Source organism: Pseudoduganella sp. UC29_71 (assembly GCF_042693265.1).
Lineage (GTDB): Bacteria > Pseudomonadota > Gammaproteobacteria > Burkholderiales > Burkholderiaceae_D > Rugamonas.
This window is the reverse complement of record NZ_CP170549.1, coordinates 5227053-5252564: the sequence shown is the minus strand read 5'-3', so window position 1 is coordinate 5252564 and position 25512 is coordinate 5227053. Positions and strand designations below refer to the sequence as shown.

Sequence of the window (25512 nt, the reverse complement as noted above, 5' to 3'; positions counted from 1 at the left end):
ACTAGTTGTCGTTGGCGAAAGTGGTGTTGTTCATGATGACTTCGGTCACGCGCTCGAGCAGCGGCCACAGGCCGGCGGCCAGGGCGCGGGCGCGGGCCAGTTCCTCGCCCGGCGCGCCGGCGGGCAGCTGTTCCAGCGCCAGGCAGATCTCGGCCATGCCGAGCGCGCCCACGGTGCGCGCCGAGGACTTGATGCGGTGTCCCAGCTCGCGCACGCGCGCCACGTCGCCGCGCGCCAGCGCGCTGTCGATCTCGTCGAAGCCATCCTGCGTGGTCTGCAGGAACTTGAAGGCGAACTTGCGTATCTTCTGCGGATTGTAGCCCAGCAGCTGGGCCAGGATGGATAAATCGATCACCGCCGGGTCGCCCGCCAGCGTCGGCTTGAAGGCCGGCACGCGCGGGCGCGCGCTGGGCGCGGCGGTGCCGGGCGGGCCGAGCGCTTCGCTGTCTTCCACGCGCTGGGCCGGCAGCCAGTTGGCGATGGTCTGGTACATCAGCGCCGGCTGGATCGGCTTGGAAATGAAATCGTCCATGCCCGCGTCCAGGCAGCGCACCCGGTCCTCGCTGGTGGCGGTGGCCGTCATGGCCAGCACGCGCAGTTCGGCCAGCGCGGGGTCGGCGCGGATGCGGCGCGTGGCCTCCAGGCCGTCCATCAGCGGCATCTGCACGTCCATCAGCACGCAGTCGAAGCTGGCCTGGTGCAGCAGGGCCAGCGCTTCCTGGCCGTTGTTGGCCAGGCACACCGAGCTGCCCGCTTCCTCCAGCATTTCCAGCGCGATCTGCTGGTTGAAGGTGTTGTCCTCCACCAGCAGGATGCGGGCGTCCTTCAGCGAGGCCATGACGGCGGCGGTGCGCGCGCTGGCCACCAGCTCGGCGGCCGCGTCGCTCACGCTGCTGATCAGTTCGGGCACCGCGCGCGCCGACACGCCCAGGCGCGCCGTGAACCAGAAGGTGCTGCCCTGGCCGGGCGTGCTGCGCACGCCGACCTCGCCGCCCATCAGCTGGGCCAGCTGCTTGCAGATGGCCAGGCCCAGGCCGGTGCCGCCGTACTCGCGCGTGGTGGAGGTGTCGGCCTGCTGGAAGGACTGGAACAGCTTGCCCATTTCCTCTTCCGACAGGCCGATGCCGTGGTCGCGCACTTCGAAGCGCACCAGGCAGTTGGCCGCGTCGCTGACGGCGTTGACCACCTTGACCACGATGTGGCCGTGCTCGCTGAACTTGATGGCGTTGTTGGTGTAGTTGATCAGCACCTGGCCCAGCCGCAGCGGGTCGCCGCGCAGCACCGGCGGCAGGGTCGGGTCGAGCTCGAACAGCAGGTTCAGGCCCTTGCCGGCCGCCTTGGGCGCCACCACCGTGGTCAGGGTCTGGATCACGTGGTCGAGCGCGAAATCGACCTGCTCGATTTCCAGCTTGCCGGCCTCGATCTTGGAAATGTCGAGGATGTCGTCGATGATGCCCAGCAGGTGCTCGCCGGCGAAGCGGATCTTTTCCAGGTAGTCGCGCTGGCGCGGGTCGAGGTCGGTCTTCAGCGCCAGGTAGGCCATGCCGATCACGCCGTTCATCGGGGTGCGGATCTCGTGGCTCATATTGGCCAGGAACTGGCCCTTGGCCAGGCTGGCTTCCTCGGCCACCTGCTTGGCCTGGTCGAGCTGCTCGGTGCGCTGCGCCACGCGCTCTTCCAGGTGCTCGTTCAGCTCGCGCAGCGCCTGTTCGGCCTGCTTGCTGTCGGTGATGTCGATCGACATGCAGATCAGGTAGGCCGGCTGGCCGCGCTCGTCGAACACCGGGTTCTTGAAGGTGCGCAGGTGGCGCAGCTCGCGCAGCGTGGGGTTCCAGATGGTTTCTTCGTAGTCCAGCATCACGCCGCCGGCAAAGGCGGCCGCGTCGCGCGCGCGGAAGGCGGCCAGCTCGTCGGGCGAGTGGAAGGCGCTGTCGTCGCCGCCCATCAGCTCCTCGAAGCGGTAGCCGAACTGCGCCTCGCAGGCCGGGTTCATCAGCAGGAAGCGGCCGTCGGGCGCCTTGATGAACAGGCCGGTCGGCATCATCTTGATGATTTCCTGCAGGCGCTGCTCGCCCTGGCGCAGCGCGTCCTCGCTGCGCTTGCGGTAGCTGATGTCGGTCAGGCTGGCCACGGCCATCGGCGTGGCGCCCAGTTCGTCGCGCATCGGCTCGGCGTTCACCGACAGCCAGCACTGGCTGCCGTCGGCCAGGCGCACGCCCATCACCACGCCGCGCACCGACTGGCCCGACACCAGGGCCAGGTACACCGGGTGCTCGTCGCGCGCGAACGGCAGGCCGTCCTCGTGCACGCCGGGCCACAGGCCGGCGCCGGGGTGGGCCGCCGCGCCCAGCATGCGCGCGGCTGCCGCGTTGCTCTCCAAAATCAGGCCGTCGCCGTTCAGCACCACCAGGCCGTTGGTCACCGCGTTGAACACGGACGCCATGCGGCGGCTGGAATTGCGCAGCGCCTGGTCGGCCAGGCGGCGGTCGTTGATGTCGGTGATCATGGCCAGCGTGCCGGCGTAGGCGCCGCTGTCGGTGTTGACCAGGGTGGTCGAGAGCAGGCCCCACATCGGCGTGTGGTCCTTGCGGAAGAAGCGCACGTCGCCCTGCTCGGCCTGGCCGGAACTGCGGCGGCGCTGGTGGCGCAGCAGCAGCGCCTGGCCTTCCTCGTCCATGAAGGCGCTCATCGGCTGGCCCAGCATCTCCTCGATCTCGTAGCCCAGCATGCGCGCCATGGTGGGGTTGACGAAGGTGGTCTTGTCGTCGGCGCCGGTCATCCAGATGCCCTCGGCGGCGGTCTGCACGATCAGCCGGTAGCGCTCCGAATTGGCTTGCAGCGCTTCCTCGGCGCGCTGGCGCTGCGTCATGTCGCGCAGCGACAGCACCGACAGGCCCTGGCCGGCCATCTGGATCGGCGCCAGGTGCACCATGGCCGGGAAGCGGCTGCCGTCCTGGCGGCGCGCGGTGAGCACGCGGCCGGGCAGGCCGGGGCGGGTGAACAGCTCGCGCGGGCGGCCCGGCGTGCTGCGCATGGTGTCGGGCACCAGCAGTTCCATCGACAGCCCGGTCATCTGCTCCGGCGCGCCGTAGCCGAAGCAGCGCGCGCAGGCGCCGTTGGCCTGGCGCACGTGGCCGTCGCGGTCGGCCAGCATCATGGCCGCCGGCGTCGCTTCCAGGATGGCCGCCACGCGCGCCTCCTCGGCGGCGGTGCGCTCGCTGATGTCGCCCAGCGTGCCGGTCATGCGCAGCGCCCGCCCGCCGGCGTCGCGCGCCACCACCATGCCGCGTCCCAGCACCCACTTCCAGTTGCCGTCGCGGCAGCGGATGCGGAATTCGCAGGACAGGGCGGTGCGCTCGGCGCCGCCGGTCTCGAGCGGGGCGGCGTTCACCGGCAGCATGAATTCCTCGTTGACGCGGGCCAGGTCGTCCGGGTGCACCAGCGCCATCACTTCCTGCGCGTTGGGCTTGAAGCGGGCCGGGTCATAGCCCAGGATGTCGCAGTAGCGCGGCGACAAGGTCAGCACGTCCTCTTGCGGCAGCCAGTCCCACACGCCGTCGCCGGTGCCTTCCAGGGCAAAGCTGGTGAGCTGCTCGGCCTTGCCGGCGCGGTCGCGCGCCGCCGCCAGCGCCAGCGTCAGGCGGCGCAGGCGCAGCGCGCCGGCCGCGGCCAGCAGCAGCACCAGGATGGCCGCGCCGGCGCCGTACTGCCAGGCCAGGTGGTCGGACTGCGGCTGGTACAGGAAGCCGTCCAGCGGGAAGTGGGACGGCATCATGCCCAGGCCGGCGTAAGTGTCGGCGATGGCGCGCCAGCGCGCCGGGTTGCTGTAGCCCAGCTCGATCAGGCGCTGCTCCAGCAGCGGGATGGTCTGCTGGGCCTCGAACATCAGGTGTTCGCGGCTGTGGCTGTTGGGGTAGCGCGCGCGGATCAGGTCGGCGATCTCGCCCGGGTGGGCCATGGCGTACTGCCAGCCGCGTAGGGTGGCCGCGCGCATGGCGGCGGCGCGCTTGGGATGCTCGCGCAGCTCGCTTTCCGTGGTGTACAGGATGTCGCCGTAGAAATCGATGCCGGCCGCGCGCGGCGACAGGATGTCGTAGCGCAGATTGCTGCGGTCCAGCACATACGGCGCTTCCGAGGTGTAGGCCGACATGGCGTCCACCTTGCCGTTGATCAGGTCGTCCAGGTTGTAGCTGTGCGGCAGCACGTGCAGCGCGTCCAGGTCGACGTTCAGCTGTTTCAGGTAGGCGCGCAGCTCCTCGTTGCCGGGCGCCAGCATGACGCGTTTGCCGCGCCAGTCGCGCGGCTTGCCGTTGTCGCCATGCCGCGCGATCAGCGCCACCGACGAATGCTGGAAGATGGAGGCCAGCACCACCAGCGGCTCGCCGGCGGCGCGCCTGAGCAGCAGGGCGCTGCTGCCCACGCCGTATTGCGCTTTGCCGTCCAGCACGGTCTGCACCGGATCGACGCCGGACTGGACTTCGCGCAAGGTCACGTCCAGGCCCGCGTCGCGGTAGTAGCCCTTGTCCTGCGCCGCGTAATAGCCGGCGAACTGGAACTGGTGCAGCCATTTGAGCTGCACCGTGACCGGCTCGGCCGCGGCGGCGGCGCCGCCCAGCAGCAGGCTGGCCAGTGCGGAGGCCAGCGCGGCTGCCCCGCGCAGGCGGCGCAGGCCGGACGGCAAACTGGACTGAGGACGGCGATGCAGCAAGAGCTTCCCTTTCGCAAATGCGACAGAGGGCGCGGCGGCTGTTTTGTCCAGCCAGGCGGCCCGATTTGTCCAGTCAACTATAGCATCGAAATTTTGGCCGTAGTGTTTACTTTGTGGCCGTCAAGCACTGGTTTTTCCTGACTTGCAATCTACTAGCGATCGCGCCGCCGGCTCAGGCGAAACTGCCGGCGAACTGGTAGCGGTGGCCCGGGTGCCACATGGTGGCGATGGACGCCACCTGGCCGGCCGAGCGGGTCTGGCGCTTGAGCACCAGGCAGGGCTGGCGGGTGTCGATGGCCAGCATGTCGGCGATGTCGCGCGGCGGGCTGAGCGCTTCGATGCTGTAGGTGGCCCCCTGCAGCGGGGCGGCGGCCATCAGGTATTCGTTCGGCGTGATGGCGGCGAAGTCCTGGCTCATGTAGAGCGGGGCGCAGGCCGGGTTGACCCAGCGGTCTTCCACCTGGATGGGCACGCCGTTCTCGAAGTGGATGATGACGGAATGGAACAGCACCGAGGCGGGCGGCAGCTCGAACTGCTTGGCCAGCAGGTCGCCGGCCTTGCTCTGTTCGAGCAGCTGCAGGCTGCTGCGGTGGGCGTGGCCGCGCGCGCGCACCTCGTCGGCGATGCTCTTGATTTCCAGCAGCGTGGCCTGGTATTTCTGCTGCGCCACGTAGGTGCCGGAGCCCTGGCGGCGCGTCAGCACCTGCTCGGCGGTCAGCTCGCGCACGGCGCGGTTGACCGTCATGCGCGACACGCCGAACTGCTTGACCAGCGCCTGTTCGGACGGGATCACGTCGCCTTCTTTCCAGACGCCGGCGGCGATCTGCTCCAGCAAATGGTCCTTGATGCGCTGGAAGATGGGGGTGGTTTCGGCTGCCTGTTGTTCGTTCATGGAAGGATTTTAATTCAAAAGCAAGAGTCGGGGTGTGGCGATCTTGGCGGCTGGCTACCATGGCCCCATAATGAAACCATGATGGAGCAGGCCATGAACACCACCTTCAAGAACGACGACGAGCGCTGGGCCGCGGTGCAGCAGCGCGACGGCCATGCCGACGGCCAGTTTTACTACGCGGTGCGCACCACCGGCGTCTACTGCCGCCCCTCGTGCGGCGCGCGCCCGGCGCTGCGCCGCAACGTCAGCTTCCACGCCAGCACGGCCGAGGCCGAGGCGGCCGGATTCCGGCCCTGCCTGCGCTGCAAGCCGGACCAGCCGCCGCTGGCCGAGCGCCACGCCGCCATGGTGGCGCAGATGTGCCGCCTGATCGACGAGGCCGAGAGCGAACCGGACCTGGCCAGCCTGGCCGAGGCCAGCGGCATGAGCCGCTTTCACTTTCACCGCATCTTCAAGGCGCAGACCGGGCTCACGCCCAAGGCCTACGCGGCGGGCGTGAAGCAGCGCCGCATGCAGGCCGGGCTGGCCGGTCCCGGCAAGCAGGCCAGCGTCACGGACGCCATCTACGCGGCCGGCTTCAACTCGAGCGGGCGCTTCTACGCCCAGTCGTCCGGCGCGCTGGGCATGACGCCGAAAGCCTACCAGGCCGGCGGCAGCGGCGCGGCGATCCGCTTCGCCGTGGCCGAATGCTCGCTGGGCGCCATCCTGGTGGCCAGCACCGACAAGGGCATCTGCGCCATCCTGATCGGCGACGACCCGGACGAACTGGCGCGCGACCTGCAGGACCGCTTCCCCAAAGCGGAGCTGATTGGCGCGGAAAAGGACTACGAGCAGGTGGTGGCCGCCGTGATCGGGCTGGTGGAAGCGCCCGAAATCGGCCTGGCGCTGCCGCTGGACGTGCGCGGCACCGCCTTCCAGCAGCGCGTGTGGCAGGCCTTGCGCGAGATTCCCGCCGGGCAGACCGTCAGCTACGCCGAGCTGGCCGAGCGGGTAGGGCTGCCGAGCGGGGCGCGCGCCGTGGCAGGCGCCTGCGCCGCCAACGCCATCGCCGTGGCGATTCCCTGTCATCGCGTGGTGCGCAACGACGGCTCCATCTCCGGCTACCGCTGGGGCGTAGAGCGCAAGCAGGCGCTGCTCGAACGCGAGGGCTCCAAGTGAGCGCCGCGCTGCCCGCTCCCGCCGTCCCAGCGCCTGCCGGGAGGGGCGCGCCTGCCGATGGCGCCGCCCTGTCCGGCATCGCCGCGCCATCGCCGCGCGCCTTCGGCCGGCTGGCCGCGCGTTGCGCCGCGCTCGACTGGCCGCGCATCGGCGCAGACCTGGACGCTCACGGCTGCGCCATGGTCCCCGCCTTCCTGACGGCCGAAGAATGCCGGCGCCTGGCCGGTGCCTACGCCAGGCCCGAACTGTTCCGCAGCCGCGTCGTCATGGAGCGCCACGGCTTCGGCAAGGGCGAATACCAATACTTCGCCTACCCGCTGCCCGGCCCCATCGCCCAATTGCGCGCCGCCCTGTACCCGCCGCTGGCCGGCATCGCCAACCGCTGGTACGAAGCCATGCAGCTGGAGCCGCGCTTCCCGCCGGCGCACGAAGACTTCATCGCCCGCTGCCACGGCGCCGGCCAGACCCGCCCCACGTCCCTGCTGCTGCAATACCGCGCTGGCGACTACAACTGCCTGCACCAGGACCTGTACGGCGACCACGTCTTCCCCCTGCAAGCGGCCGTGCTGCTGTCCCGGCCCGGCGCCGATTTCGACGGCGGCGAATTCGTGCTCACCGAGCAGCGCCCGCGCATGCAGTCGCGCGCCGAAGTGGTGCCGCTGGAGCAGGGCGGCATGGTCATCTTCCCCGTCTTCCACCGCCCCGTGAATGGCACGCGCGGCAGCTACCGCGTCAACATGCGGCACGGCGTGTCGCGCCTGCGCAGCGGCGCGCGCCATACCCTCGGCATCATCTTCCACGACGCCAGCTAAGGCAGCTCCCGGCCCGAAAACGGATCGATCGAATAGGGATGGCACAGATGCAGGAAACCCTCCTGCGCCGCCACCCGCTCCGCCCAGGCCGCCACGTGCACGAATTCCGCCAGCGGCAGGTTCGCCTCCTCCGCCCGGTGCGTGTATGCATACAAGGACATATCCGCAATCGTGTACGCATCGCCCGCGATGAAAGGCCTCGTGGCCAGCTCCCGGTCCAGCATGCGCAGCGCGCGCAGCGAGCCAGCGCGCTTCATGGCCACCAGCTGCGCCGGGCGGCGTTCCAGCTTGCCCGTCATGGTCCAGTGGCGCAGCGTGGCGATGGCGCCCACATAGTCCTGCTCGAACGACATCCACTGCATCACCCTGGCCTGCCCGAACGCGTCCCCTGGCAGGTAGCGCGTCCCTTGCGCCAGGAAGAACAGGATGGCGTTCGACTCCGCCAGCACACGGCCATCGTCCAGCCGCAGCGCCGGCACCGCGCCGGTGGGATTCACCGCCAGGAATTCCGGCCGCTGGCCCTCGCCCTCGAAAATGCTGACGTACTCCGGGTGGTAGGGCAGCTGCAGGTGGTGCAGCAGCAGGCGCACCTTCCACGCGTTCTGGGAAGGCAGGTAATCGAACAGGGTCAGCATGGTTCTCTCCACGGGAAAAAACCGTATTGGACCAGCGTGCAAACTTCGCTACACTCTCCTTCTTGCTATTGAATTCACACTGGAGATTGTTTCGATGCGCCTGACCACCCTGATGCTTGCCCTCGCCGCCGCGCTGCCCGCCGCAGCCAACGCCGCCACCATCGTCGACAACGCCAACGGCTACACGCTCAACGCGTCCGGCAAGCTGGTGAAGTTCGCCGCGCTGGCCTACGACGACCAGGGCAAGATCATCGCGGTGGGCAGCAGCAAGGCGGTGGCCGCCAAGGCGCCGGCCGGCGCCACCCGCGTCGACATGCAGGGCAAGACCGTGCTGCCCGGCCTGATCGACGCGCACGGCCACGTGTTCGGCCTGGGCGCCATCGCCACCGGCGTGGAACTGTACAGCTCCACCTCGCTGCCCGGGGCGTTGCAAGCCGTGGCCGGCTTCAGCCAAGCCAACCCGCAGCGCGCCTGGGTGGTGGGCAATGGCTGGAACCAGGAGATCTGGAAACTGGGCCGCTTCCCGACGGCGGCCGAACTGGACAGCGTGGTGGCCGACCGTCCCGCGCTGATGCACCGGGTGGACGGCCACGCCGTCTGGGTCAACAGCAAGGCGCTGGCGCTGGCCGGCATCACGCATGACACGCCCGACCCGGCCGGCGGCAAGATCGAGCGCGACGAAATCGGCCGCCCGACCGGCATCCTGGTCGACGCCGCGATGGACCTGGTGAACAAAGTCGTGCCCGCGCCCACCGAAGCCGAAGCGCGCGCCGCGCTCGACGGCGCGCTCGCGCACATGGCCAAGGTGGGCCTGACCGGCGCGCACGACGCCGGCATCGGCGTGAGTGAAGACCGCCTGTACCGCGCCTACGCCGACAACGGCAAGCTCACCGCCCGCATCTACGCCATGATAGGCGACACCACCGCCGACTTCGACCAGCTGTCCAAGGACGGCCCGCTGCCAAGCTACGCCAACGGCCTGTACGCGCTGTCGGCCGTCAAGCTGTACTCGGACGGCGCGCTGGGCAGCCGCGGCGCCGCCCTGATCGCGCCCTACAGCGACGCCCCGCACACGCACGGCCTGCTGTTCTACAAGAACGACGAGATGCTGGCCAAGATGGAAAAAGCCATGAAGGCCGGCTACCAGGTCAACGTGCACGCCATCGGCGACGCCGGCAACCACCAGATCCTGGACGCGTATGCCGAGCTGCTGAAGAAATACCCTGCCGCCGCCGCGCAGCGCCACCGCATCGAGCACGCGCAGGTGGTGACGCTGGCCGACATCCCGCGCTTCAAGACGCTGGGCATCATCCCCTCCATGCAGCCGACCCACGCCACTTCCGACCAGAACATGGCCGAGCAGCGCGTCGGCCCGCAGCGCATCAAGGGCGCGTACGCGTGGCAGACCTTCCTCAAGCAGGGTTCGAAGATCGCCTGCGGCTCCGACTTCCCGATTGAATCGCCCAACCCGCTGGCCGGCATCCACGCCGCCGTCACGCGCCAGGACGGCAGCGGCATGCCCGCCGGCGGCTGGTACAAGAACGAAGCCATGACGCTGGTGCAAGCCTTCCGCTGCTTCACGCTGGACGCCGCCTACGCCGCGCGCCAGGAAAAGGAGGTGGGCACGCTCGAAGCTGGCAAATGGGCCGACTTCATCGTCACCGAGGCCGACCTGTTCAAAGTCCCCGCCGCCAACATCGGCAAGATCACCGTACTGCAAACCTGGCTGGCCGGCAAACAAGTGTACAAACGTTAATCCCCCATCCCACCCCGAGCCGAGCCGAGCCGAGCCGAGCCTTATGCCGAGCTGAGCCGCATTCGGGGTCAGACCCCGAATGCGGCTCAGCTCGCTTTGGGACACAGAAATGGGTTGACTTGGTTGTATAGACAACTTATGCTGGGAAGATGCGCGGCGGGCGCGTGGCGATCCCATGCTCCTCCGCATCACCTGCTACCAAGGAGACGACATGAGCACTTCCCTCGCCAACGACCCACGTTTCGATGCCACCCGCAACATCCGCGCCCCGCGCGGCCCCGAGCGTGTCTGCAAGACCTGGGGCGCGGAAGCGGCCTATCGCACGCCTGCAGAATAATCTCGACAACGAAGTGGCCGAGAATCCGCAGCACCTGGTGGTGTACGGCGGCATCGGCCGCGCGGCGCGCAACTGGGAATGCTATGACCAGATCCTGGCGTCGCTAAAGGAACTGGAAGCGGACCAGACCCTGCTGATCCAGTCCGGCAAGCCGGTCGGCGTGTTCCAGACCCACGAGGACGCGCCGCGCGTGCTGCTGGCGAACTCCAACCTGGTGCCGAAATGGGCCAACTGGGAGCATTTCAATGAGCTGGACCGCGCCGGCCTGTTCATGTACGGCCAGATGACGGCCGGTTCCTGGATCTACATCGGCACCCAGGGCATCGTGCAGGGCACCTACGAGACCTTCGCCGAAGCCGGCCGCCAGCACTTCGGCGGCGACATGGCCGGCCGCTGGATCCTGACCGCCGGCCTGGGCGGCATGGGCGGCGCGCAGCCGCTGGCGGCCACCTTCGCCGGCGCCGTGTCGCTGAACATCGAATGCCAGCAGAGCAGCATCGACTTCCGCCTGCGCACCAAGTACCTGGACAAGCAGGCCGCTTCCATCGACGAGGCGCTGAAGCTGGTCAAGCACCACACCGAGCGCAAGGACGCGGTCTCCATCGGCCTGCTGGGCAATGCGGCCGAGATCCTGCCGGAGCTGGTCAAGCGCGCCAAGGAAGGCGGCGATGCCGGCGGCATGGTGCCGGACCTGGTCACCGACCAGACCTCGGCGCACGACCTGGTGAACGGCTACCTGCCGCGCGGCTGGAGCGTGGCGGACTGGAAAGCGGCGCAGCAGGACCCCGAGCGCCACGCGCGCCTGGTGGCCGCCGCGGCCGATTCCTGCGCCGCCCACGTGCAGGCCATGCTGGAGTTCCAGCAGCTGGGCGCGAAGGTGGTCGATTACGGCAACAACATCCGCCAGGTGGCCTTCGACCAGGGCGTGGAAAACGCCTTCGATTTCCCCGGCTTCGTGCCGGCCTATATCCGCCCGCAGTTCTGCGAAGGGCGCGGCCCGTTCCGCTGGGTGGCGCTGTCCGGCGACCCGGAGGATATCTACAAGACCGACGCCAAGATCAAGGAGCTGTTCCCGCACCACGCGCAGGTGCACCGCTGGCTGGACATGGCGCGCGAGCGCATCGCCTTCCAGGGCCTGCCGGCGCGCATCTGCTGGCTGGGTCTGGGCGAGCGCCACATTGCCGGGCTGGCCTTCAATGAGATGGTGCGCAAGGGCGAACTGAAAGCGCCCATCGTGATCGGCCGCGACCACCTGGACACCGGCTCCGTCGCCAGCCCTAACCGCGAAACAGAAAGCATGAAGGACGGCACCGACGCCGTCTCCGACTGGCCGCTGCTGAACGCGCTGCTCAACACCGCCGGCGGCGCCACCTGGGTCTCGCTGCACCATGGCGGCGGCGTGGGCATGGGCTATTCGCAGCACTCCGGCGTGGTGATCGTGGCGGACGGCACCGACGCCGCCGCCAAGCGCCTGGCGCGCGTGCTGGTGAACGACAGCGGCTCGGGCGTGATGCGCCACGCCGACGCCGGCTACGAAACGGCAATCGCCTGCGCCAAGCGCAATGGCCTGAACCTGCCAATGATCAAATAAGGAATACCCCATGACTCAAACCGCCACCCAAGCCTGGACCCTGAACCCTGGCAAGATGACCCTGTCCGAACTGCGCGCCGCGTGGAACGCCTTCGCGCCCGTGGCGCTGGCCGCCGAAGCCTATCCGGTGATCGAAGCGTCGGCCGCCGCCGTGCGCGCCATCGTGGCCAAGGGCGATGCCGCCTACGGCATCAACACCGGCTTCGGCCTGCTGGCCAAGACCCGCATTCCGGACGAGAAGCTGGAGCAGCTGCAGCGCAACCTGATCCTGTCGCATTCCGTGGGCACCGGCGAGCTGCTGTCGGACGCCGTAGTGCGCCTGATCATGCTGATGAAGATCGGCAGCCTGGCGCGCGGCTACTCCGGCGTACGCCCGCTCATCATCGACACCCTGCTGGCGCTGTACAACGCCGGCATCGTGCCCGCCATCCCGGCCAAAGGCTCGGTCGGCGCCTCGGGCGACCTGGCGCCGCTGTCGCACATGACCCTGGCCATCATGGGCGTGGGCGAGGTGCGCTTCAAGGGCGAACTGGTGCAGGCTGCCGACGCGCTGAAGGCCGCGAATGTCGCGCCCGTGGTGCTGGCCGCGAAAGAGGGCCTGGCGCTGATCAACGGCACCCAGGTGTCGAACGCGCTGGCGCTGCACGGCCTGTTCATGGCCGAGCGCCTGCTGGAAGCGGGCATGGTCACCGGCTCGCTGTCGCTGGACGCCGCCAAGGGCAGCGATTCGCCGTTCGACGCGCGCGTGCATGAAGTGCGCGGCCAGCCGGGCCAGATCGCCGCCGCCGCCATCTACCGCGAACTGGTGAGCAACAGCGCCATCCGCGCCTCGCACCTGGTGGGCGACGAGCGCGTGCAGGACCCGTACTGCCTGCGCTGCCAGCCGCAGGTGATGGGCGCGTGCATGGACCTCATCGCTAACGTCAGCCGCACCCTGCTGATCGAGGCGAACGCCGTCACCGACAACCCGCTGCTGTTCCAGGAAGGCGACAGCGCCGTGGTGGTCTCGGGCGGCAACTTCCACGCCGAGCCGGTGGCCTTCGCGGCCGACACGCTGGCGCTGGCCATCGCCGAAATCGGCAGCATCGCCGAGCGCCGCATCGCGCTGCTGATCGACGCCACCCTGTCCGGCCTGCCGCCGTTCCTGGTGCGCGACCCGGGCGTGAACTCGGGCTTCATGATCGCCCACGTGACCGCCGCCGCGCTGGCGTCCGAGAACAAGTCGCTGGCCCATCCGGGCAGCGTGGACACCATCCCCACCTCGGCCAACCAGGAAGACCATGTGTCCATGGCCACCTACGCGGCGCGCCGCCTGGACGACATGGCGCACAATACGGCTGTCATCCTGGGCATTGAGCTGCTGGCGGCGGCGCAGGGCATCGATTTCCACCGGCCGCTGAAGACTTCGCCGCAGCTGGAGCACGTGCACGCGCAGCTGCGCGCACAAGTGCCGTTCTTCGACGCCGACCGCTTCTTCGCGCCGGACATCGAGGCGGCCAAGCAGATGGTGCTGAAGGGTGAGCTGAGCGCGACCTGCAAGAACCTGTTCACGCCGCTGCATCCTTAAACGGCCCGGAGGGACGAGCAGATGGACTATCAATTCACGGCAGGCAGCCTGCCATTGCTGGTGTCGATGCCGCACGTGGGCACCGACATCCCGGACGATATCGCGGCCAGCTTCGCGCCCGCCGCAGCGGTGAAGACCGATACCGACTGGCACCTGGTGCAGCTGTACGGCTTCCTGCGGGAGATGGGCGCCTCGACCTTGTCGGCGCGCTGGTCGCGCTACGTGATCGATCTGAACCGTCCGCCCGAGAACACCAATCTGTACCCGGGCCAGGACACCACCGGCCTGTGCCCGGTCGACACCTTCGGCCGCGAGCCGCTGTACCCGGCAGGCGGCGCGCCCGACAAAGCCGAAGTGCAGCGCCGCCTGCGGCTGTACTGGAAGCCATATCACGACCGGCTGCGCGCCGAGCTGGACCGCCTGCTGGCCATGCACGGCCGCGTGGTGCTGTGGGACGCGCACTCCATCGCGTCCGTGGTGCCGCGCTTCTTCGACGGCAAGCTGCCGGACCTGAACTTCGGCACCGCCGACGGCGCCTCGTGCGCGCCCGGCATGACGGACGCCATCGCCTCGCTGGCGCGGGCGCACGGCGGCTACACGGTGGCCGTGAACGGCCGCTTCAAGGGCGGCCACATCACGCGCCATTACGGCAAGCCGGCGCAGAACGTGCATGCGATCCAGCTGGAGATGTGCCAGTCCACCTATATGGACGAGACGGCGCCGTACGGCTACCGTCCCGACCTGGCCGCGCAGGTGCAGCCGCTGCTGCGCCAGCTGACGCAGGCCGCCGCCGACTGGGCCGGGAAGGGGGCGCAGGCGTGAGCGCGCTGTACGCCAAAAACGCGCTGCTGCCGGCCGGCTGGGCGCAGGACGTGCTGCTGCAATGGGATGCCGCCGGCGAGCTGAGCGACGTCACAGCCAATGCCTTGCATCCGGCCGGCGTGGAGCTGGCCGAATATGCCATCCCCGGCATGATCAACCTGCACTCGCACAGCTTCCAGCGCGCGCTGGGCGGCCTGACCGAGAAAGCCGGCGACGGACCGGATTCGTTCTGGACCTGGCGCGACCTGATGTACCGCTTCGCCCGCAACATCACGCCCGAGCACATGGAAGCCATCGCCGCGCAGCTGTTCAGCGAATGCCTGCGCCACGGCTACACCTCGGTGTGCGAATTCCACTATGTGCAGCGCGCGCCGGACGGCGCCCTGTACGCCAGCGCCGCCGAAACGGCCGCCCGCGTGATCGCCGGCGCGCGGCTGGCCGGCATCGGCATGACCATGCTGCCGGTGCTGTACAGCTACGCCGGCTTCGGCGAGGCGCCGCTCAAGCCCGAGCAGCAGCGCTTCAAGACCGACGCGCAGGACGTGCTGAAGATTATCGGCGAGCTGGAAGCGCTGCGCGACGCGCAAACCGAGGTCGGCGTGGCGCCGCACTCGCTGCGCGCCGCTTCCGTGTCCCAGATCAAGGAAGTGCTGTCCAGCTTGCCGCACAATCGCCCGGTGCACATCCATATCGCCGAGCAGCAGGCCGAGGTGCGCCAATCGCTGGACTTCAGCGCGCGCCGTCCCGTGCAATACCTGTATGATGAGGTGCAAGTGGATAGCCGCTGGTGCCTGGTGCACGCCACTCACCTGGCGGAGGCCGAGGTGCAAGCCATCGCGCACAGCGGCGCAGTGGCGGGCCTGTGCCCGACCACCGAGGCCAACCTGGGCGACGGCCTGTTCCCGCTCGAGCCCTTCCTGGCCCAGGGCGGACGTTTCGGCATCGGCAGCGACAGCCATATTTCGCAGAGCGCCGTCGAAGAACTGCGCTGGCTGGAATACGGCCAGCGCCTGCAGCAGCAGCGCCGCAACATCGCGGTGTCGGCCGCGCAGCGCAATGTAGGCGACTTTTTGTGGCAGGGCGCCTTGCAGGGCGGGGCGCAGGCGGCGGGGCGCGCGGTGGGCGCGCTGGCAGCAGGCAAGCGGGCGGACATCGTCGTGCTCGACGGCGATCACCCGAATCTGTACGGGCTGGCGGCGGACGAAGTCCTCGGCACCCTGGTATTCAGCGGTAACGACAATCTGGTGAAGCATGTATTGGCTGGCGGCCAGTGGGTGGTGCGCGAGCAGAGGCACGCGGCGCAACCGGCCATCACCGCGCGCTTCAAACAGACGCTGGCCGAACTGCGGGAGTTCCGGTAATGAGCAAGCTGATACAGTACGCAAGCCTGCACGCCACGCCGTGGAAGAACGGCGGCGGCAGCACCACCGAGATCGCCATCGCACCCAACGGCGCCACCTTTGACAACTTCGACTGGCGCATCAGCCTGGCCACGATTTCGCAGAGCGGGCCGTTCTCGCTCTTTCCCGGCATCGACCGCACGCTGACGCTGGTGAACGGGCCGTGCGTGGTGCTGGACGTGGGCAATGAGCGCAAGGTGGCGCTCAGCGAGCGCGAGCCGGTGGTGGCTTTCCCGGGCGAGATTGCTGTGTCGGCCACCGTCAGCGACGGTCCCACCACCGATTTCAATGTGATGACGCGGCGCGCGCGCTGTACCCACCAGCTGGAGCGCCGCGTGGTGCGCGACTTTTCCACGCTGGAGCGGCGCAGCCCCACCACCATCGTATTCCTGGCCGACGGCGAGAGCCTGACCATGATCAGCGCCGACGAGCGCGTGGCCATGGTGCGCTACGACGCGCTGGTGCTGAGCACCGAGGACGTGTGGACCATGGAGGCCGCAAGCGCCACCGTGTTCATCGTCGATATCATCCCCAACGAGGAAGACGAAGAACAATGATGTGGGACGTGTTGTACACCAATGTGCACCTGGCCACCATGGCGGGCGCCGGTGCCGGTGCCGGTGGCTACGGCGAGCTGCGCAACGGCGCCATCGCCGTCAAGGATGGCCGCATCGCCTGGCTGGGCGCGGCGGCCGATGCGGCGGCGGCCGGCAGTGCGGCCGCCATGCATGACGGCGCCGGCTGCTGGCTCACCCCGGGCCTGATCGACTGCCACACGCACATCGTTCACGCCGGTAACCGCAGCGACGAATTCGAAGCACGCCTGAACGGCGCGACCTACGAGGACATAGCGAAAGCCGGCGGCGGCATCATGTCCACCGTGCGCGCCACACGCGCCGCCACGGACGAGGAACTGTACGCGCAAAGCCTGCCGCGCATCGCCAGCCTGCTGGCCGAAGGCGTCACCACGCTGGAGATCAAATCCGGCTACGGCCTCACGCTGGAGTCGGAAGCGAAGATGCTGCGGGTGGCGCGCCGCGTGGGCCGGCAGCTGCCGGTAAACGTGGCCACCACCTTCCTCGGCGCGCACGCCGTGCCGCCCGAATTCGCCGGCCGGGTGGACGACTACGTGGCCGAAGTGTGCGCCATGATGCCGCTGCTGGCCGAGCAAGGGCTGGTGGACGCGGTGGACGCCTTCTGCGAGCGCATCGGCTTCAGCAATGCGCAGACCGAGCGCGTGTTCCAGGCAGCGGCCGCCCTGGGCCTGCCGGTCAAGCTGCACGCCGAGCAGCTGTCGGACCAGCGCGGCGCCGAACTGGTGGCGCGCTACAAGGGCCTGTCGGCCGACCATCTGGAGCACCTGACCGCAGACGGCATCGCCGCCCTGGCCGCCAGCGGCACGGTGGCCGTGCTGCTGCCCGGCGCCTACTACTTCCTGCGCGACACCACGCCGCCGCCAGTGGCCGCATTGCGCGCCGCCGGCGTGCCGATGGCGGTCGCCACCGACAACAACCCCGGCACTTCGCCGATGACGTCTCTGCTGCTGGCCATGAACATGGTCTGCACCCTGTGGCGGTTGACGCCGCTGGAAGCGCTGGCCGGCTGCACCGTGCACGCCGCCCGTGCGCTGGGACGGCAGCACGACATCGGCACGCTGGAAGTGGGCAAGCGCGCGGACTTCGCGCTGTGGAACATCGCCCGCCCGGCGGACCTTTCCTATTCCTTCGGCTACAACCCGTGTCGGGGCGTGGTCAACGGCGGCGTGCTGCGCGCCCCGCAGGTTGCCGCTGCCTTTGCCACTCCTGCTGCTGCTGCTCCGCGCTGATTGGACCCGGCGGTGCCGGCGATCGTGTACATTAACGCGGTCGCCAGCCCTTTCCGCCATCTTATGCATCTGACCCGCCTCGCCGTCCTCCTGGCAGTTGCCGCCGCAGCCGCACCGGCGCAAGCCGACGACGGCGTGCTGCGCATCGGTTCCAAGCGCTTCACCGAGTCGTACATCCTCGGCGAAGTGCTGGCGCAGACCGCCGCGCCGCACGTGAAGGCCGAGCACAAGCAAGGACTGGGCAACACCGCCATCGTGCTGGCCGCCCTGCAGGCCGGCAAGATCGACGTCTATCCCGAATACACGGGCACCATCGCCCTGGAAATCCTCAAGCGCAGCAGCCCGGCGCCTCTGGAGCAGCTGCGGCGCGACCTGGCGCCGCTGGGCCTGGGCGTGGCGGTGCCGCTCGGCTTCAACAACACCTATGCGCTGGCCACGCGCGGCGATGGCGGCAGCGGCGCCGTGCGCACGCTGAGCGGGCTGGCGGGGCAGGGCGGCTACAAGTTCGGCCTGTCGCACGAATTCATCGGCCGCGCGGACGGCTGGCCGGGGCTGGCGCAGCGCTATGCCCTGCCGCAGAAACCGGTCGGCCTTGATCATGGCATCGCCTACGAAGCGCTGGCGCACAAGCAGGTGGACGTGATCGACATCTACTCCACCGACGCCAAGATCAGCCAATACGGCCTGCGCGTGCTGGACGACGACAAAGGCTACTTCCCGCGCTACGACGCCGTACTGCTCTACCGCCTGGACGCGGCCCAGCGCTTCCCCGCCGCCTGGCGCGCCATCCAGCAACTCGAAGGCCGCATCTCCGCCGCCGACATGATCGCCATGAACGCGGCCGCCGAAGTAGACGGCAAAAGCTTCGCCGCCGTCGCCAGCGCCTGGCTTGCCACCCCCGCCGCCCGCCGCGCCGCCGCACCCGCCGCCGCCTCCCCGCTTCCGGCCAGCCCAGCCGCCGCCCCGCGCCCCGGCCTGCTCGCCAAGATCTTCGACGCCAACCTGTGGCCCCTCACCCGCCAGCACATCACGCTGGTGCTGCTGTCAGTGGCGCTGGCCTGCGCGGTGGGCATACCGCTCGGCGTGCTCGCCGCTTACGCGCCGCGCCTGCGGCAAACCGTGCTGGCGCTGACCGGCATGCTGCAGACCATCCCCTCGCTGGCCCTGCTGGCCATCATGATCCCGCTGCTGGGCAGCATCGGCACCGGCCCCGCCCTGGTGGCGCTGTTCGTCTACGCCCTGCTGCCCATCGTGCGCAACACCTGCACCGGCATAGGCCAGGTACAGCCCGGCCTGAAACTGGCCGCGCAAGCATTGGGACTAAGAGGATGGCACAAGCTGGTGCACGTCGAGCTGCCGCTCGCCATGCCGGTGATCCTGGCCGGCGTGAAAACGGCCGCGGTGATGAGCGTGGGGACGGCCACGATAGCGGCCTTTATCGGCGCCGGCGGCTACGGCGAACGCATCACCATAGGCCTGGCCCTGAACGACAACGACATGCTGCTGGCAGGCGCCTTGCCCGCCGCCGCATTGGCCCTGCTCACTCAAGGCCTGTTTGAACTGCTCGAACGCCTGGCGGCGCCTGCGGCAAAATTTAGTCGGTAGCCAGCTGCGACAAGGCATCGCCGGTCACGCGGCAGATGCGCCAGTCCGGCATCACCGTCGCGCCCATGCCCTGGTAGAACTTGATCGCGTTCTCATTCCAGTCCAGCACAGACCATTCGAAGCGGCCGCAGTTGCGCTCCACCGCCAGCTGCGCCAGCGCCACCAGCATCTGCTTGCCATAGCCCTTGCCACGGCAGTTCTGCTTCACGTACAGGTCTTCCAGGTACAAGCCCTTCTGGCACAGGAAGGTGGAGAAGTTATGGAAGAACAGCGCAAACGTCACCACCTCCCCGTTCTCCACGCCCACGATGGCCTCGGCCGCCGGATGGTCGCCGAACAGGCTCTCATGCAGCTTGGCCTCGTTGGCCACCACCATGTGCTCCAGTTTTTCAAACACCGCCAGTTCGAAAATCATGCCAAAGATGGCGTTCACGTCTTCAGGAAGGGCAGGGCGGATGGTCAGACTAGTTGAATTCATGGCGCTTCGAGTTTGCTTTCTAAAGGGATGGATGGTTCATTCTTCGCGGGCGACGGCGCTTTCAGCGCCCAGGCCACGCTGGACAGGCACAATACCATGCCGAACCACTCCATGGCACCTGGCCGGTAGTGTTCCAGCTGGATCGACAGCAGCACCGAGATCACCGGCGTCACCACCCCGATGTACACCGCCTTCTGCGAGCCGATGCGGTGGATCAGCGTGAAATAGGCGCCGAAGGCGATCACGGAGCCGAACAGGGACAGGTAGAGCAGGCCGGCCCAGTAGCTCGGGCGCGACGGCAGGCGGAACTCTACGCCGGTGAGCAAGGCCCAGCTGGCGACCGCCAGCGTGCCCCAGAACATGGCCCAGGCCATGGTCAGGAACACATTGGACGACTCCTCGCGCACCTTCACCACCACCACGTTGCCGATCGTGCTGGCCACGGTGGCGCACAGCGCCAAGCCCAGGCCGAGCAGGAAATGGCCGCTGCCGCCGGCCAGGATATCGTTCCAGGCATGGCTGATCGGCTCGTAGAACAGCAGGATCACGCCGCAGATCGACACCGCCGCCGCGCTCCACATGCGCCACGTGAGCGGCGTGCCGAACATGAAGCGGTTGCAGATCGGCGTCCAGAACACCATCAGCACGAACAGCACCGCCACCAGCGCGGACACCAGGTACTGCTCCGACGTGTAGGTGCACACATAGCTGATGGCGAAGGTGGCCACGCCCTGCAGCATCATCCAGCGCTGCACCTTCCACGGCATGCGCAGGCGGTCGCCGCGCAGCAGGCACCAGGAGAACAGCGTGGCCGAGGCCAGCCCGAAACGGTAGACGATGGAGACGGCCGGGGCGACATCGCCCAGCTGCAAAGTGATGGCCCAGAAGGTGGAACCCCAGATCAGGCAGGCGATGGCGAAGAGGATAGGCGAGGACATCCGGGCAGTATACGGATTTTCCACATGTCTTGCTTGATGGCTAACTTAGTAGGCCAGCTTCAGCTTGCGGTACAGGAAGCTCAGCACGAACAGCGGGCCGATCAGCAGAAAGCGCACATCGTCGAAGAAGGACGGCTTCTTGCCTTCGATCTTGTGGCCGATGAACTGGCCTATCCAGGCCAGCACGAAGATGGCGATGGACAGCGGCAAGATGGTCGGCGGCGGCAGCACCGAGAGCACGCCCAGCATCACCAGCGACATCACCAGCATGCCGGCCGCGAACGGAATCGACAGCCGCACATAGTACGCCAGCGACAGCAGCACCACCCCCAGCGCCGCCATGGGTTGCAGGCTCCAGATCAAGCCCAGCAGGGAAAACACAATGGCCGGCACGCACACGAAATGGATGATCTCGTTGGTGTGGTTCAGATGGCTTTCGCTATACTTGGCCAACAGGACATCGATGGGACGGGGTTCACTCATGCTCGCAATCTCCGGCATTGTTATTGTTCAGTACTACCGTCCGATTCTACACTGGAACCTGTCATACTATGACTTCATGACGAACAAACAAGACCCCCTGGCGCTGGCCGGACTGGCCCCCGTCATCGACGTCCGCACCCGCATCCTGATCCTCGGCAGCTTCCCCGGCGCCGCCTCGCTGGCCGCGCAGCAGTACTACGCCCACCCGCGCAATGCGCTGTGGCCTATCCTGTCGGCGCTGACGGGCGAGCCGCTGGCGCAACTGCCGTACGGCGAGCGCCTGCCGCGCCTGCTGGCGCACGGCTTCGGCCTGTGGGATGTGCTGGGCGCCTGCGAGCGCGAAGGCAGCCTGGACTCCGCCATCCGCAAACCCGCCGCCAACGACTTCGCCCGCCTGCGTGAGCTCTGTCCGCTGCTGGAGACGGTGGGCTTCAACGGCCAGACTTCCGGCAAGTTCGCCCCGCAGTTCGCCGCCGCCGGATATCGCACGCTGGTGCTGCCTTCCACCTCGCCAGCCCACGCATCACTGACGCTGGCGCAAAAGCTGGAGCAGTGGAGGATGCTGCTTTAGCGGGCGGTCATGCCGGCGTCGGCTGCGGCGAAGTGCGCCATCTGGTCGGCGTGGGCTTTGATGAAGGCGGGACGGGAGGTGGCGCGGGCGACGTAGGCGCGGCAGCCGGGGGACTCGGCCAGGCCGTCGAAGCGGTCCACCAGGCGCAGTACGTCGGCCATCAGGATGTCCGCGATGGAGAAGGGGCCGGCCAGCCATTCGCGCTCGGCCAGTACCGGTTCCAGGTGGGGGAGACGGGATTTCTTGAGGAAGCTGTCCATCATGTTCCAGCCCGGTGAACCGTCATTGTTGCCCGAGAAGTGCATGAGCGCCCATGGCAGGCTGGCCATTTCGACCGAGTTCAGGGCGGCGAACAGCCACTCCACGGTTTCCGCGCGGCCGCGCGGGTCGGCCGGCATTAGCGTCGTGCTGCGTTCGCCGAGGTGCAGCAGGATGGCGCCGGTCTCGAAGATGGAGAGGTCGCCGTCGCTCAGCCACGGCACCTGGCCGAAGGGCTGGTGCGAGAAATGGTCGGCATTCCTGTCGCTGAACGGCACGCTTCGCACGCGGTAGGGCAGGCCGGCTTCTTCCAGCGCCCAGCGCACGCGGATGTCGCGCACGAAGCCCCTCGGCATCTCGGGCACCCAGTCGAAGGTGGTGAGGACGAGCGGCTTGGGAGCGACCAGGTCCGCGAGCAAATCGAACGCCAGCGTCCAGCCCTGGGCGTGCGCCTTGCCGGCTTCGTGGCCGGGCATGCGCTCGTGCGTGAGCACGATTTCGGTGCCGTTGGCGGCGATCTTGAATTCCACCGTGACCAGTGTTTCGGTGTGCCGCGTGGCGTCCGAGATCCAGGTGAAGGCGAGCTTTTTGTTGCGCTCGATGTGGCGGTATTCGCCGTGGTGGCGCAAGGGCTTGTCCGGTGTATGCATCACCACTTCGAAGGCGCCGCCGACGCGGGCATCCACGCTCGCCGTGCTGCGTACGGTGCTGCCGGGGTGCATCCACTGTGCCAGGCTGTCCGGGTCCAGCCAGGCGTCGAACAGTTCGTCGACGGTGGCCGGGATGGTGCGCCTGATTACGATGGTCCCCGCGATGGTGCCCGCGATGGTGGCTTCATTGCTGCTGTTTTGTGCTGGTGTCATTGCTTGCTCCCGGGGTTGTCCGTCTTGCGTTTCTTGAGTACGAAATCCTCCAGCGCCGCCAGGCGGCTGTCCCAGAAGCGGCGGTAGAACTCCATCCATTCGGCGGCTTCCGCCATCGGCGCGGCGTTCAGGGACAGCACATGCTCCCGGCCCTGCACGGTGCGCGTTACCAGCCCGGCGCGTTCCAGGATGCGGATGTGCTTGGAGGTCGAATTGAGCGAGATTGGAAAGGCGCTGGCCAGTTCCGTCACCCGCGCATCCGACTCCGCCAGCCGCGCCAGGATGGCGCGCCGCGTGCCGTCGGACACCGCTGCAAAAAGCTCATCGAGCCGTGATGTGTTATATTCACCCATAAGGGTTAATATAGGCCGGTGCCGGATCGGCGTCAAGCGGATTCCGTTTGAACTATAGCCATCCTCGGCCTGAAGCCTTCCCGTCAGATAGCGGCGCCCGGCGCGCTGTAGAATGCGGCATGAGCAAGCCATTGAAAATATCCAGAATTCTGCACGCCGGTTATGTGTTCGAATGCGACGGCACCAGCATCGCATTTGACACCATCTTCGAGAACCCGTTCAGCCGCAACTGCCACGCCTTTCCCGACGTACGCTTCGACGAGGACCTGATCCGCCGCCAGCGCTACGCGGCGGTGTTCATTTCCCACTTCCACGACGACCACTGTTCGCTGGAGAGCCTGGACCTGCTGGATCGCGCCACGCCGCTGTACATCTACTGCATCTTCGACGAACTGTTCGACATGGTGCGCCAGCTCGGCTTCACCCATGTGCAGCAGCTGCAGCTGAACGTGCCGGTGCGCGTCGGTCCCTTTGAAGTGGTGCCGCGCGAGGCGATGGATGCGGACGTGGATACCATGTTCCAGGTGAGGGCGGCCGGCATGAATGTGCTGAACGTGGTCGATTCCTGGATCGACGACACCACGCTGGCCCAGCTGGCGCACGAAGGCCCGTGGGACATGGTGCTGTGGCCTTTCCAGACCATGCGCGAGATCGAGGTGCTGCAGCCCTCGCGCTCCGCCGCCGCGCCGCCCGCACTGCCGGAAGAATGGATCGCGCAGCTCAAGGTGCTTGCGCCGCGCTACGTGGTGCCGAGTTCCTGCCAGTTCCTGCAGGAGCCGTGGTCCTGGTACAACCGCGCCTTCTTCCCGATCAGCTACCGCCAGTTCACGCAGGAAGTGAGCGAGGCGCTGCCGCAGGCGCAGGTGGTGCGCCTGAATCCTTCGGTGTCGGTGCTGCTGGACGCGCACGGCTTGCGCGCCGCGCCGCCGCTGGCCTGGATCGTGCCGGTCGGCGAGCAAGACGTGGATTACCAGTACGAGGGCAACGCCGCCCCGCCCCGCACCGCCGACATCGCCCGCCATTTCGCCCCCGCTGACGGCGCAGCAGAGCGCGCGCGTGATGGACTATTGCCGCGCGGGCCTGCTTGAAAAGTACGGCGACGTGGAAGCGGGCTCCGACTATTTCGAGCAGACGCGCATCTGGCAGCTGACAGTCTATGACCACGAAGGGCAGGGCACGCAGTTCCGCTACCGCCTCGAACCCGACGGCAGCGCCCACGCCGATGCAGGCAGCGCGCCGCTGGGCTGGACCACGGACATCCCTGCGGCCAAGCTGTATGCCGCGCTGGAACTGGGTGAGTCGCTGACGTCGATGTATATGCGCATCAACGACGCCGCGTTCGATGCCGCCACCGAGCGCGACCTGGCGGAGGCCGACGCGGTCGACGATCCGCTGATCCGCTGCCTGTTCAGCGATACCTTCGGCGCCTACCAGGCCGCCCAGCTGCGCCGCCTGCTGGTGCGCTAGCCGGCCGGCTGCCTGCGCGCTACTTGCCCAGCAGGGCCAGCGACTGTTCCCAGTCGCCGCGCCAGTCGTACAGGAAGTCGTGCGACTTGAAGGCGCGCTTCAGGGAGCCGATCGGCACGCCGTACACGTCGTGCAGGCCGAGCGCCAGCGTGACGGGATTCCACACCGCGTTGCGCTTGGCTTTCTTCGCGCTGGCCTTCACCCGCGCGCCGTCGTCGCCGAAGATGCCGATGGCGTCGTCCAGCGCCTTGTCCAGGTCCAGCTTGGCCAGCCGGCCGAAGGCGGCCAGCACCTCGGCCTTGGAGATGCCGAACTGCGACTCGCGCGCCGCTTCCACCTTGGGCGGCCTGGCCACTTCTTCGGCCTCGTGCCTGAGCCGGCCCGCCAGCTTTTCCAGGTCCTTCTTCTGGAAGCGCAGTTCGTCCAGCGCGCGCCGGAAGCCCGGCTCGGGCAGGCGCGTGACGATCTTGTAGGCGTCCTTGGTGATGGTGATCAGCACGTCCTCGCTGCCGGCTGCCAGGCGCTGCGTATCGCCCTCGTAGAAGATGGGCGCCGCGTAGCCGCCGTTGGCGTCGCCGAACAGGTCCGGGTAGGCCGGATCGTAGTCCAGCCATACATAAGGCGTCAGTTCATGCTCGATCAGCTGCGCCAGCGTCCAGGGCGTGGCGGTCTGCTGCGCCAGCCAGGCGCAGGCTTCGGCGGTGGTGGCGCGGTAAGGCAGGTCGGAGGTGCTCATAAATCTTTCTGAAATTAATTTTGTGCGGCGCACAAAACTGTGTTACACTTGCTTCTTCGGTGGAGTTCTGAACCCCGCCGCCCCCTACGGGACAGCCGGTGCCGCATGTGTAAAGCAGCGAAGCTCATCAGGCCGGAGGGGATTGTAGTTCAAGGATACGATAGTCGGTTTACACATTGGAGGCACCACGCAGATAGCATGGGCGTCCAAAGCTCCGGCACCGCGCAGATAGCACGGGCCAAGCAGCGATTGTAGCA

The 25512-nt window shown here is 67.9% G+C and carries 21 protein-coding genes and 1 pseudogene; 13 read left to right on the top strand and 9 right to left on the bottom strand.

Annotation, left to right across the window (positions count from 1 at the left end; genetic code table 11):
• Position 1: 1 nt before the first annotated feature.
• Both ACFJI2_RS23285 and hutC read right to left on the bottom strand, forming a co-directional pair.
• On the bottom strand, positions 2–4708 hold the full coding sequence (locus tag ACFJI2_RS23285) for a PAS domain S-box protein (RefSeq protein ID WP_377702112.1): 4707 nt from the start codon (positions 4706–4708) through the stop codon (positions 2–4).
• A gap of 172 nt (positions 4709–4880) precedes the next feature.
• Positions 4881–5600, bottom strand: a complete 720-nt coding sequence (gene hutC / locus ACFJI2_RS23280; protein WP_107874067.1) for a histidine utilization repressor — start codon at positions 5598–5600, stop codon at positions 4881–4883.
• Positions 5601–5693: 93 nt separating this feature from the next.
• Between hutC and ada the strand changes: the two genes are divergently transcribed.
• Together ada and ACFJI2_RS23270 are read left to right on the top strand one after the other, a co-directional pair.
• The gene (ada, locus tag ACFJI2_RS23275) at positions 5694–6758 is read left to right on the top strand and encodes a bifunctional DNA-binding transcriptional regulator/O6-methylguanine-DNA methyltransferase Ada (protein ID WP_377702111.1); all 1065 of its coding nucleotides are present in this window, start codon (positions 5694–5696) and stop codon (positions 6756–6758) included.
• Complete coding sequence (locus tag ACFJI2_RS23270; protein ID WP_377702110.1) at positions 6755–7570, top strand: 2OG-Fe(II) oxygenase; 816 nt, start codon at positions 6755–6757, stop codon at positions 7568–7570. The genes ada and ACFJI2_RS23270 overlap by 4 nt, the downstream gene beginning before the upstream one ends.
• Here ACFJI2_RS23270 and ACFJI2_RS23265 read toward each other — a convergent pair.
• Positions 7567–8205: a glutathione S-transferase family protein gene (locus ACFJI2_RS23265; protein ID WP_377702109.1), complete on the bottom strand. Its 639-nt coding sequence runs from the start codon at positions 8203–8205 to the stop codon at positions 7567–7569. The genes ACFJI2_RS23270 and ACFJI2_RS23265 overlap by 4 nt on opposite strands.
• A gap of 94 nt (positions 8206–8299) precedes the next feature.
• Between ACFJI2_RS23265 and ACFJI2_RS23260 the strand changes: the two genes are divergently transcribed.
• The 8 genes and pseudogenes from ACFJI2_RS23260 (at position 8300) to ACFJI2_RS23225 (ending at position 19108) form a co-directional block, all read left to right on the top strand.
• Positions 8300–9961 (top strand): amidohydrolase, encoded by a 1662-nt coding sequence (locus tag ACFJI2_RS23260; RefSeq protein ID WP_377702108.1) that lies wholly within the window; start codon positions 8300–8302, stop codon positions 9959–9961.
• A gap of 211 nt (positions 9962–10172) precedes the next feature.
• Positions 10173–11889, top strand: a pseudogene (gene hutU / locus ACFJI2_RS23255) (urocanate hydratase).
• A gap of 10 nt (positions 11890–11899) precedes the next feature.
• Complete coding sequence (gene hutH / locus ACFJI2_RS23250; RefSeq protein WP_377702107.1) at positions 11900–13456, top strand: histidine ammonia-lyase; 1557 nt, start codon at positions 11900–11902, stop codon at positions 13454–13456.
• Positions 13457–13477: 21 nt separating this feature from the next.
• Positions 13478–14278 (top strand): N-formylglutamate deformylase, encoded by an 801-nt coding sequence (gene hutG, locus ACFJI2_RS23245; RefSeq protein WP_377702106.1) that lies wholly within the window; start codon positions 13478–13480, stop codon positions 14276–14278.
• Positions 14275–15639, top strand: a complete 1365-nt coding sequence (locus tag ACFJI2_RS23240; RefSeq protein WP_377702105.1) for a formimidoylglutamate deiminase — start codon at positions 14275–14277, stop codon at positions 15637–15639. The genes hutG and ACFJI2_RS23240 overlap by 4 nt, the downstream gene beginning before the upstream one ends.
• Positions 15639–16235: a HutD family protein gene (locus tag ACFJI2_RS23235; protein WP_377702104.1), complete on the top strand. Its 597-nt coding sequence runs from the start codon at positions 15639–15641 to the stop codon at positions 16233–16235. Before ACFJI2_RS23240 ends, ACFJI2_RS23235 begins: the two co-directional genes overlap by 1 nt.
• Positions 16235–17503 carry an imidazolonepropionase gene (gene hutI, locus ACFJI2_RS23230; RefSeq protein WP_377705891.1) on the top strand — a complete coding sequence of 423 codons (1269 nt, stop codon included), beginning with the start codon at positions 16235–16237 and terminating at the stop codon, positions 17501–17503. Before ACFJI2_RS23235 ends, hutI begins: the two co-directional genes overlap by 1 nt.
• Before the next feature lie 63 nt (positions 17504–17566).
• A complete protein-coding gene (locus tag ACFJI2_RS23225; protein ID WP_377702103.1) occupies positions 17567–19108 on the top strand; it encodes a glycine betaine ABC transporter substrate-binding protein in 1542 nt (513 codons plus the stop codon).
• Here the strand turns inward: ACFJI2_RS23225 and ACFJI2_RS23220 are convergent.
• Genes ACFJI2_RS23220 through ACFJI2_RS23210 form a run of 3 tightly spaced genes read right to left on the bottom strand, consistent with a single transcriptional unit; the run spans position 19098 to position 21007 of the window.
• Positions 19098–19586 (bottom strand): GNAT family N-acetyltransferase, encoded by a 489-nt coding sequence (locus tag ACFJI2_RS23220; RefSeq protein ID WP_377702102.1) that lies wholly within the window; start codon positions 19584–19586, stop codon positions 19098–19100. The genes ACFJI2_RS23225 and ACFJI2_RS23220 overlap by 11 nt on opposite strands.
• Positions 19583–20524: a DMT family transporter gene (locus ACFJI2_RS23215; protein WP_377702101.1), complete on the bottom strand. Its 942-nt coding sequence runs from the start codon at positions 20522–20524 to the stop codon at positions 19583–19585. The genes ACFJI2_RS23220 and ACFJI2_RS23215 overlap by 4 nt, the downstream gene beginning before the upstream one ends.
• A gap of 45 nt (positions 20525–20569) precedes the next feature.
• Positions 20570–21007 carry a DUF962 domain-containing protein gene (locus ACFJI2_RS23210; protein WP_377702100.1) on the bottom strand — a complete coding sequence of 146 codons (438 nt, stop codon included), beginning with the start codon at positions 21005–21007 and terminating at the stop codon, positions 20570–20572.
• Between the two features lie 76 nt (positions 21008–21083).
• Here ACFJI2_RS23210 and ACFJI2_RS23205 point away from each other — a divergent pair, with 76 nt between their 5' ends.
• A complete protein-coding gene (locus ACFJI2_RS23205; protein WP_377702099.1) occupies positions 21084–21578 on the top strand; it encodes a DNA-deoxyinosine glycosylase in 495 nt (164 codons plus the stop codon).
• Here the strand turns inward: ACFJI2_RS23205 and ACFJI2_RS23200 are convergent.
• Positions 21575–22699 (bottom strand): SRPBCC domain-containing protein, encoded by a 1125-nt coding sequence (locus ACFJI2_RS23200; protein ID WP_377702098.1) that lies wholly within the window; start codon positions 22697–22699, stop codon positions 21575–21577. The two genes, ACFJI2_RS23205 and ACFJI2_RS23200, sit on opposite strands and share 4 nt — an antisense overlap.
• Positions 22696–23052 carry an ArsR/SmtB family transcription factor gene (locus ACFJI2_RS23195; protein ID WP_377702097.1) on the bottom strand — a complete coding sequence of 119 codons (357 nt, stop codon included), beginning with the start codon at positions 23050–23052 and terminating at the stop codon, positions 22696–22698. Before ACFJI2_RS23195 ends, ACFJI2_RS23200 begins: the two co-directional genes overlap by 4 nt.
• A gap of 119 nt (positions 23053–23171) precedes the next feature.
• Here ACFJI2_RS23195 and ACFJI2_RS23190 point away from each other — a divergent pair, with 119 nt between their 5' ends.
• Positions 23172–24140, top strand: a complete 969-nt coding sequence (locus ACFJI2_RS23190; RefSeq protein ID WP_377702096.1) for an MBL fold metallo-hydrolase — start codon at positions 23172–23174, stop codon at positions 24138–24140.
• Complete coding sequence (locus ACFJI2_RS23185; protein ID WP_377702095.1) at positions 24109–24519, top strand: hypothetical protein; 411 nt, start codon at positions 24109–24111, stop codon at positions 24517–24519. Before ACFJI2_RS23190 ends, ACFJI2_RS23185 begins: the two co-directional genes overlap by 32 nt.
• Positions 24520–24538: 19 nt before the next feature.
• On the opposite strand, the gene ACFJI2_RS23180 is transcribed toward ACFJI2_RS23185, so the two are convergent.
• Positions 24539–25255 carry a hypothetical protein gene (locus tag ACFJI2_RS23180; RefSeq protein ID WP_377702094.1) on the bottom strand — a complete coding sequence of 239 codons (717 nt, stop codon included), beginning with the start codon at positions 25253–25255 and terminating at the stop codon, positions 24539–24541.
• Positions 25256–25512 lie beyond the last annotated feature (257 nt).

Excerpts from the sequence above, each read along its gene's own strand:
- hutC (WP_107874067.1), bottom strand. The coding sequence starts at position 5,600 with ATGAACGAACAACAGGCAGCCGAAACCACCCCCATCTTCCAGCGCATC.
- ada (WP_377702111.1), top strand. The coding sequence starts at position 5,694 with ATGAACACCACCTTCAAGAACGACGACGAGCGCTGGGCCGCGGTGCAG.
- ACFJI2_RS23265 (WP_377702109.1), bottom strand. The coding sequence starts at position 8,205 with ATGCTGACCCTGTTCGATTACCTGCCTTCCCAGAACGCGTGGAAGGTG.
- ACFJI2_RS23260 (WP_377702108.1), top strand. The coding sequence starts at position 8,300 with ATGCGCCTGACCACCCTGATGCTTGCCCTCGCCGCCGCGCTGCCCGCC.
- hutH (WP_377702107.1), top strand. The coding sequence starts at position 11,900 with ATGACTCAAACCGCCACCCAAGCCTGGACCCTGAACCCTGGCAAGATG.
- hutG (WP_377702106.1), top strand. The coding sequence starts at position 13,478 with ATGGACTATCAATTCACGGCAGGCAGCCTGCCATTGCTGGTGTCGATG.
- ACFJI2_RS23235 (WP_377702104.1), top strand. The coding sequence starts at position 15,639 with ATGAGCAAGCTGATACAGTACGCAAGCCTGCACGCCACGCCGTGGAAG.
- hutI (WP_377705891.1), top strand. The coding sequence starts at position 16,235 with ATGTGGGACGTGTTGTACACCAATGTGCACCTGGCCACCATGGCGGGC.
- ACFJI2_RS23225 (WP_377702103.1), top strand. The coding sequence starts at position 17,567 with ATGCATCTGACCCGCCTCGCCGTCCTCCTGGCAGTTGCCGCCGCAGCC.
- ACFJI2_RS23220 (WP_377702102.1), bottom strand. The coding sequence starts at position 19,586 with ATGAATTCAACTAGTCTGACCATCCGCCCTGCCCTTCCTGAAGACGTG.
- ACFJI2_RS23215 (WP_377702101.1), bottom strand. The coding sequence starts at position 20,524 with ATGTCCTCGCCTATCCTCTTCGCCATCGCCTGCCTGATCTGGGGTTCC.
- ACFJI2_RS23210 (WP_377702100.1), bottom strand. The coding sequence starts at position 21,007 with ATGAGTGAACCCCGTCCCATCGATGTCCTGTTGGCCAAGTATAGCGAA.
- ACFJI2_RS23205 (WP_377702099.1), top strand. The coding sequence starts at position 21,084 with ATGACGAACAAACAAGACCCCCTGGCGCTGGCCGGACTGGCCCCCGTC.
- ACFJI2_RS23200 (WP_377702098.1), bottom strand. The coding sequence starts at position 22,699 with ATGACACCAGCACAAAACAGCAGCAATGAAGCCACCATCGCGGGCACC.
- ACFJI2_RS23195 (WP_377702097.1), bottom strand. The coding sequence starts at position 23,052 with ATGGGTGAATATAACACATCACGGCTCGATGAGCTTTTTGCAGCGGTG.
- ACFJI2_RS23190 (WP_377702096.1), top strand. The coding sequence starts at position 23,172 with ATGAGCAAGCCATTGAAAATATCCAGAATTCTGCACGCCGGTTATGTG.
- ACFJI2_RS23180 (WP_377702094.1), bottom strand. The coding sequence starts at position 25,255 with ATGAGCACCTCCGACCTGCCTTACCGCGCCACCACCGCCGAAGCCTGC.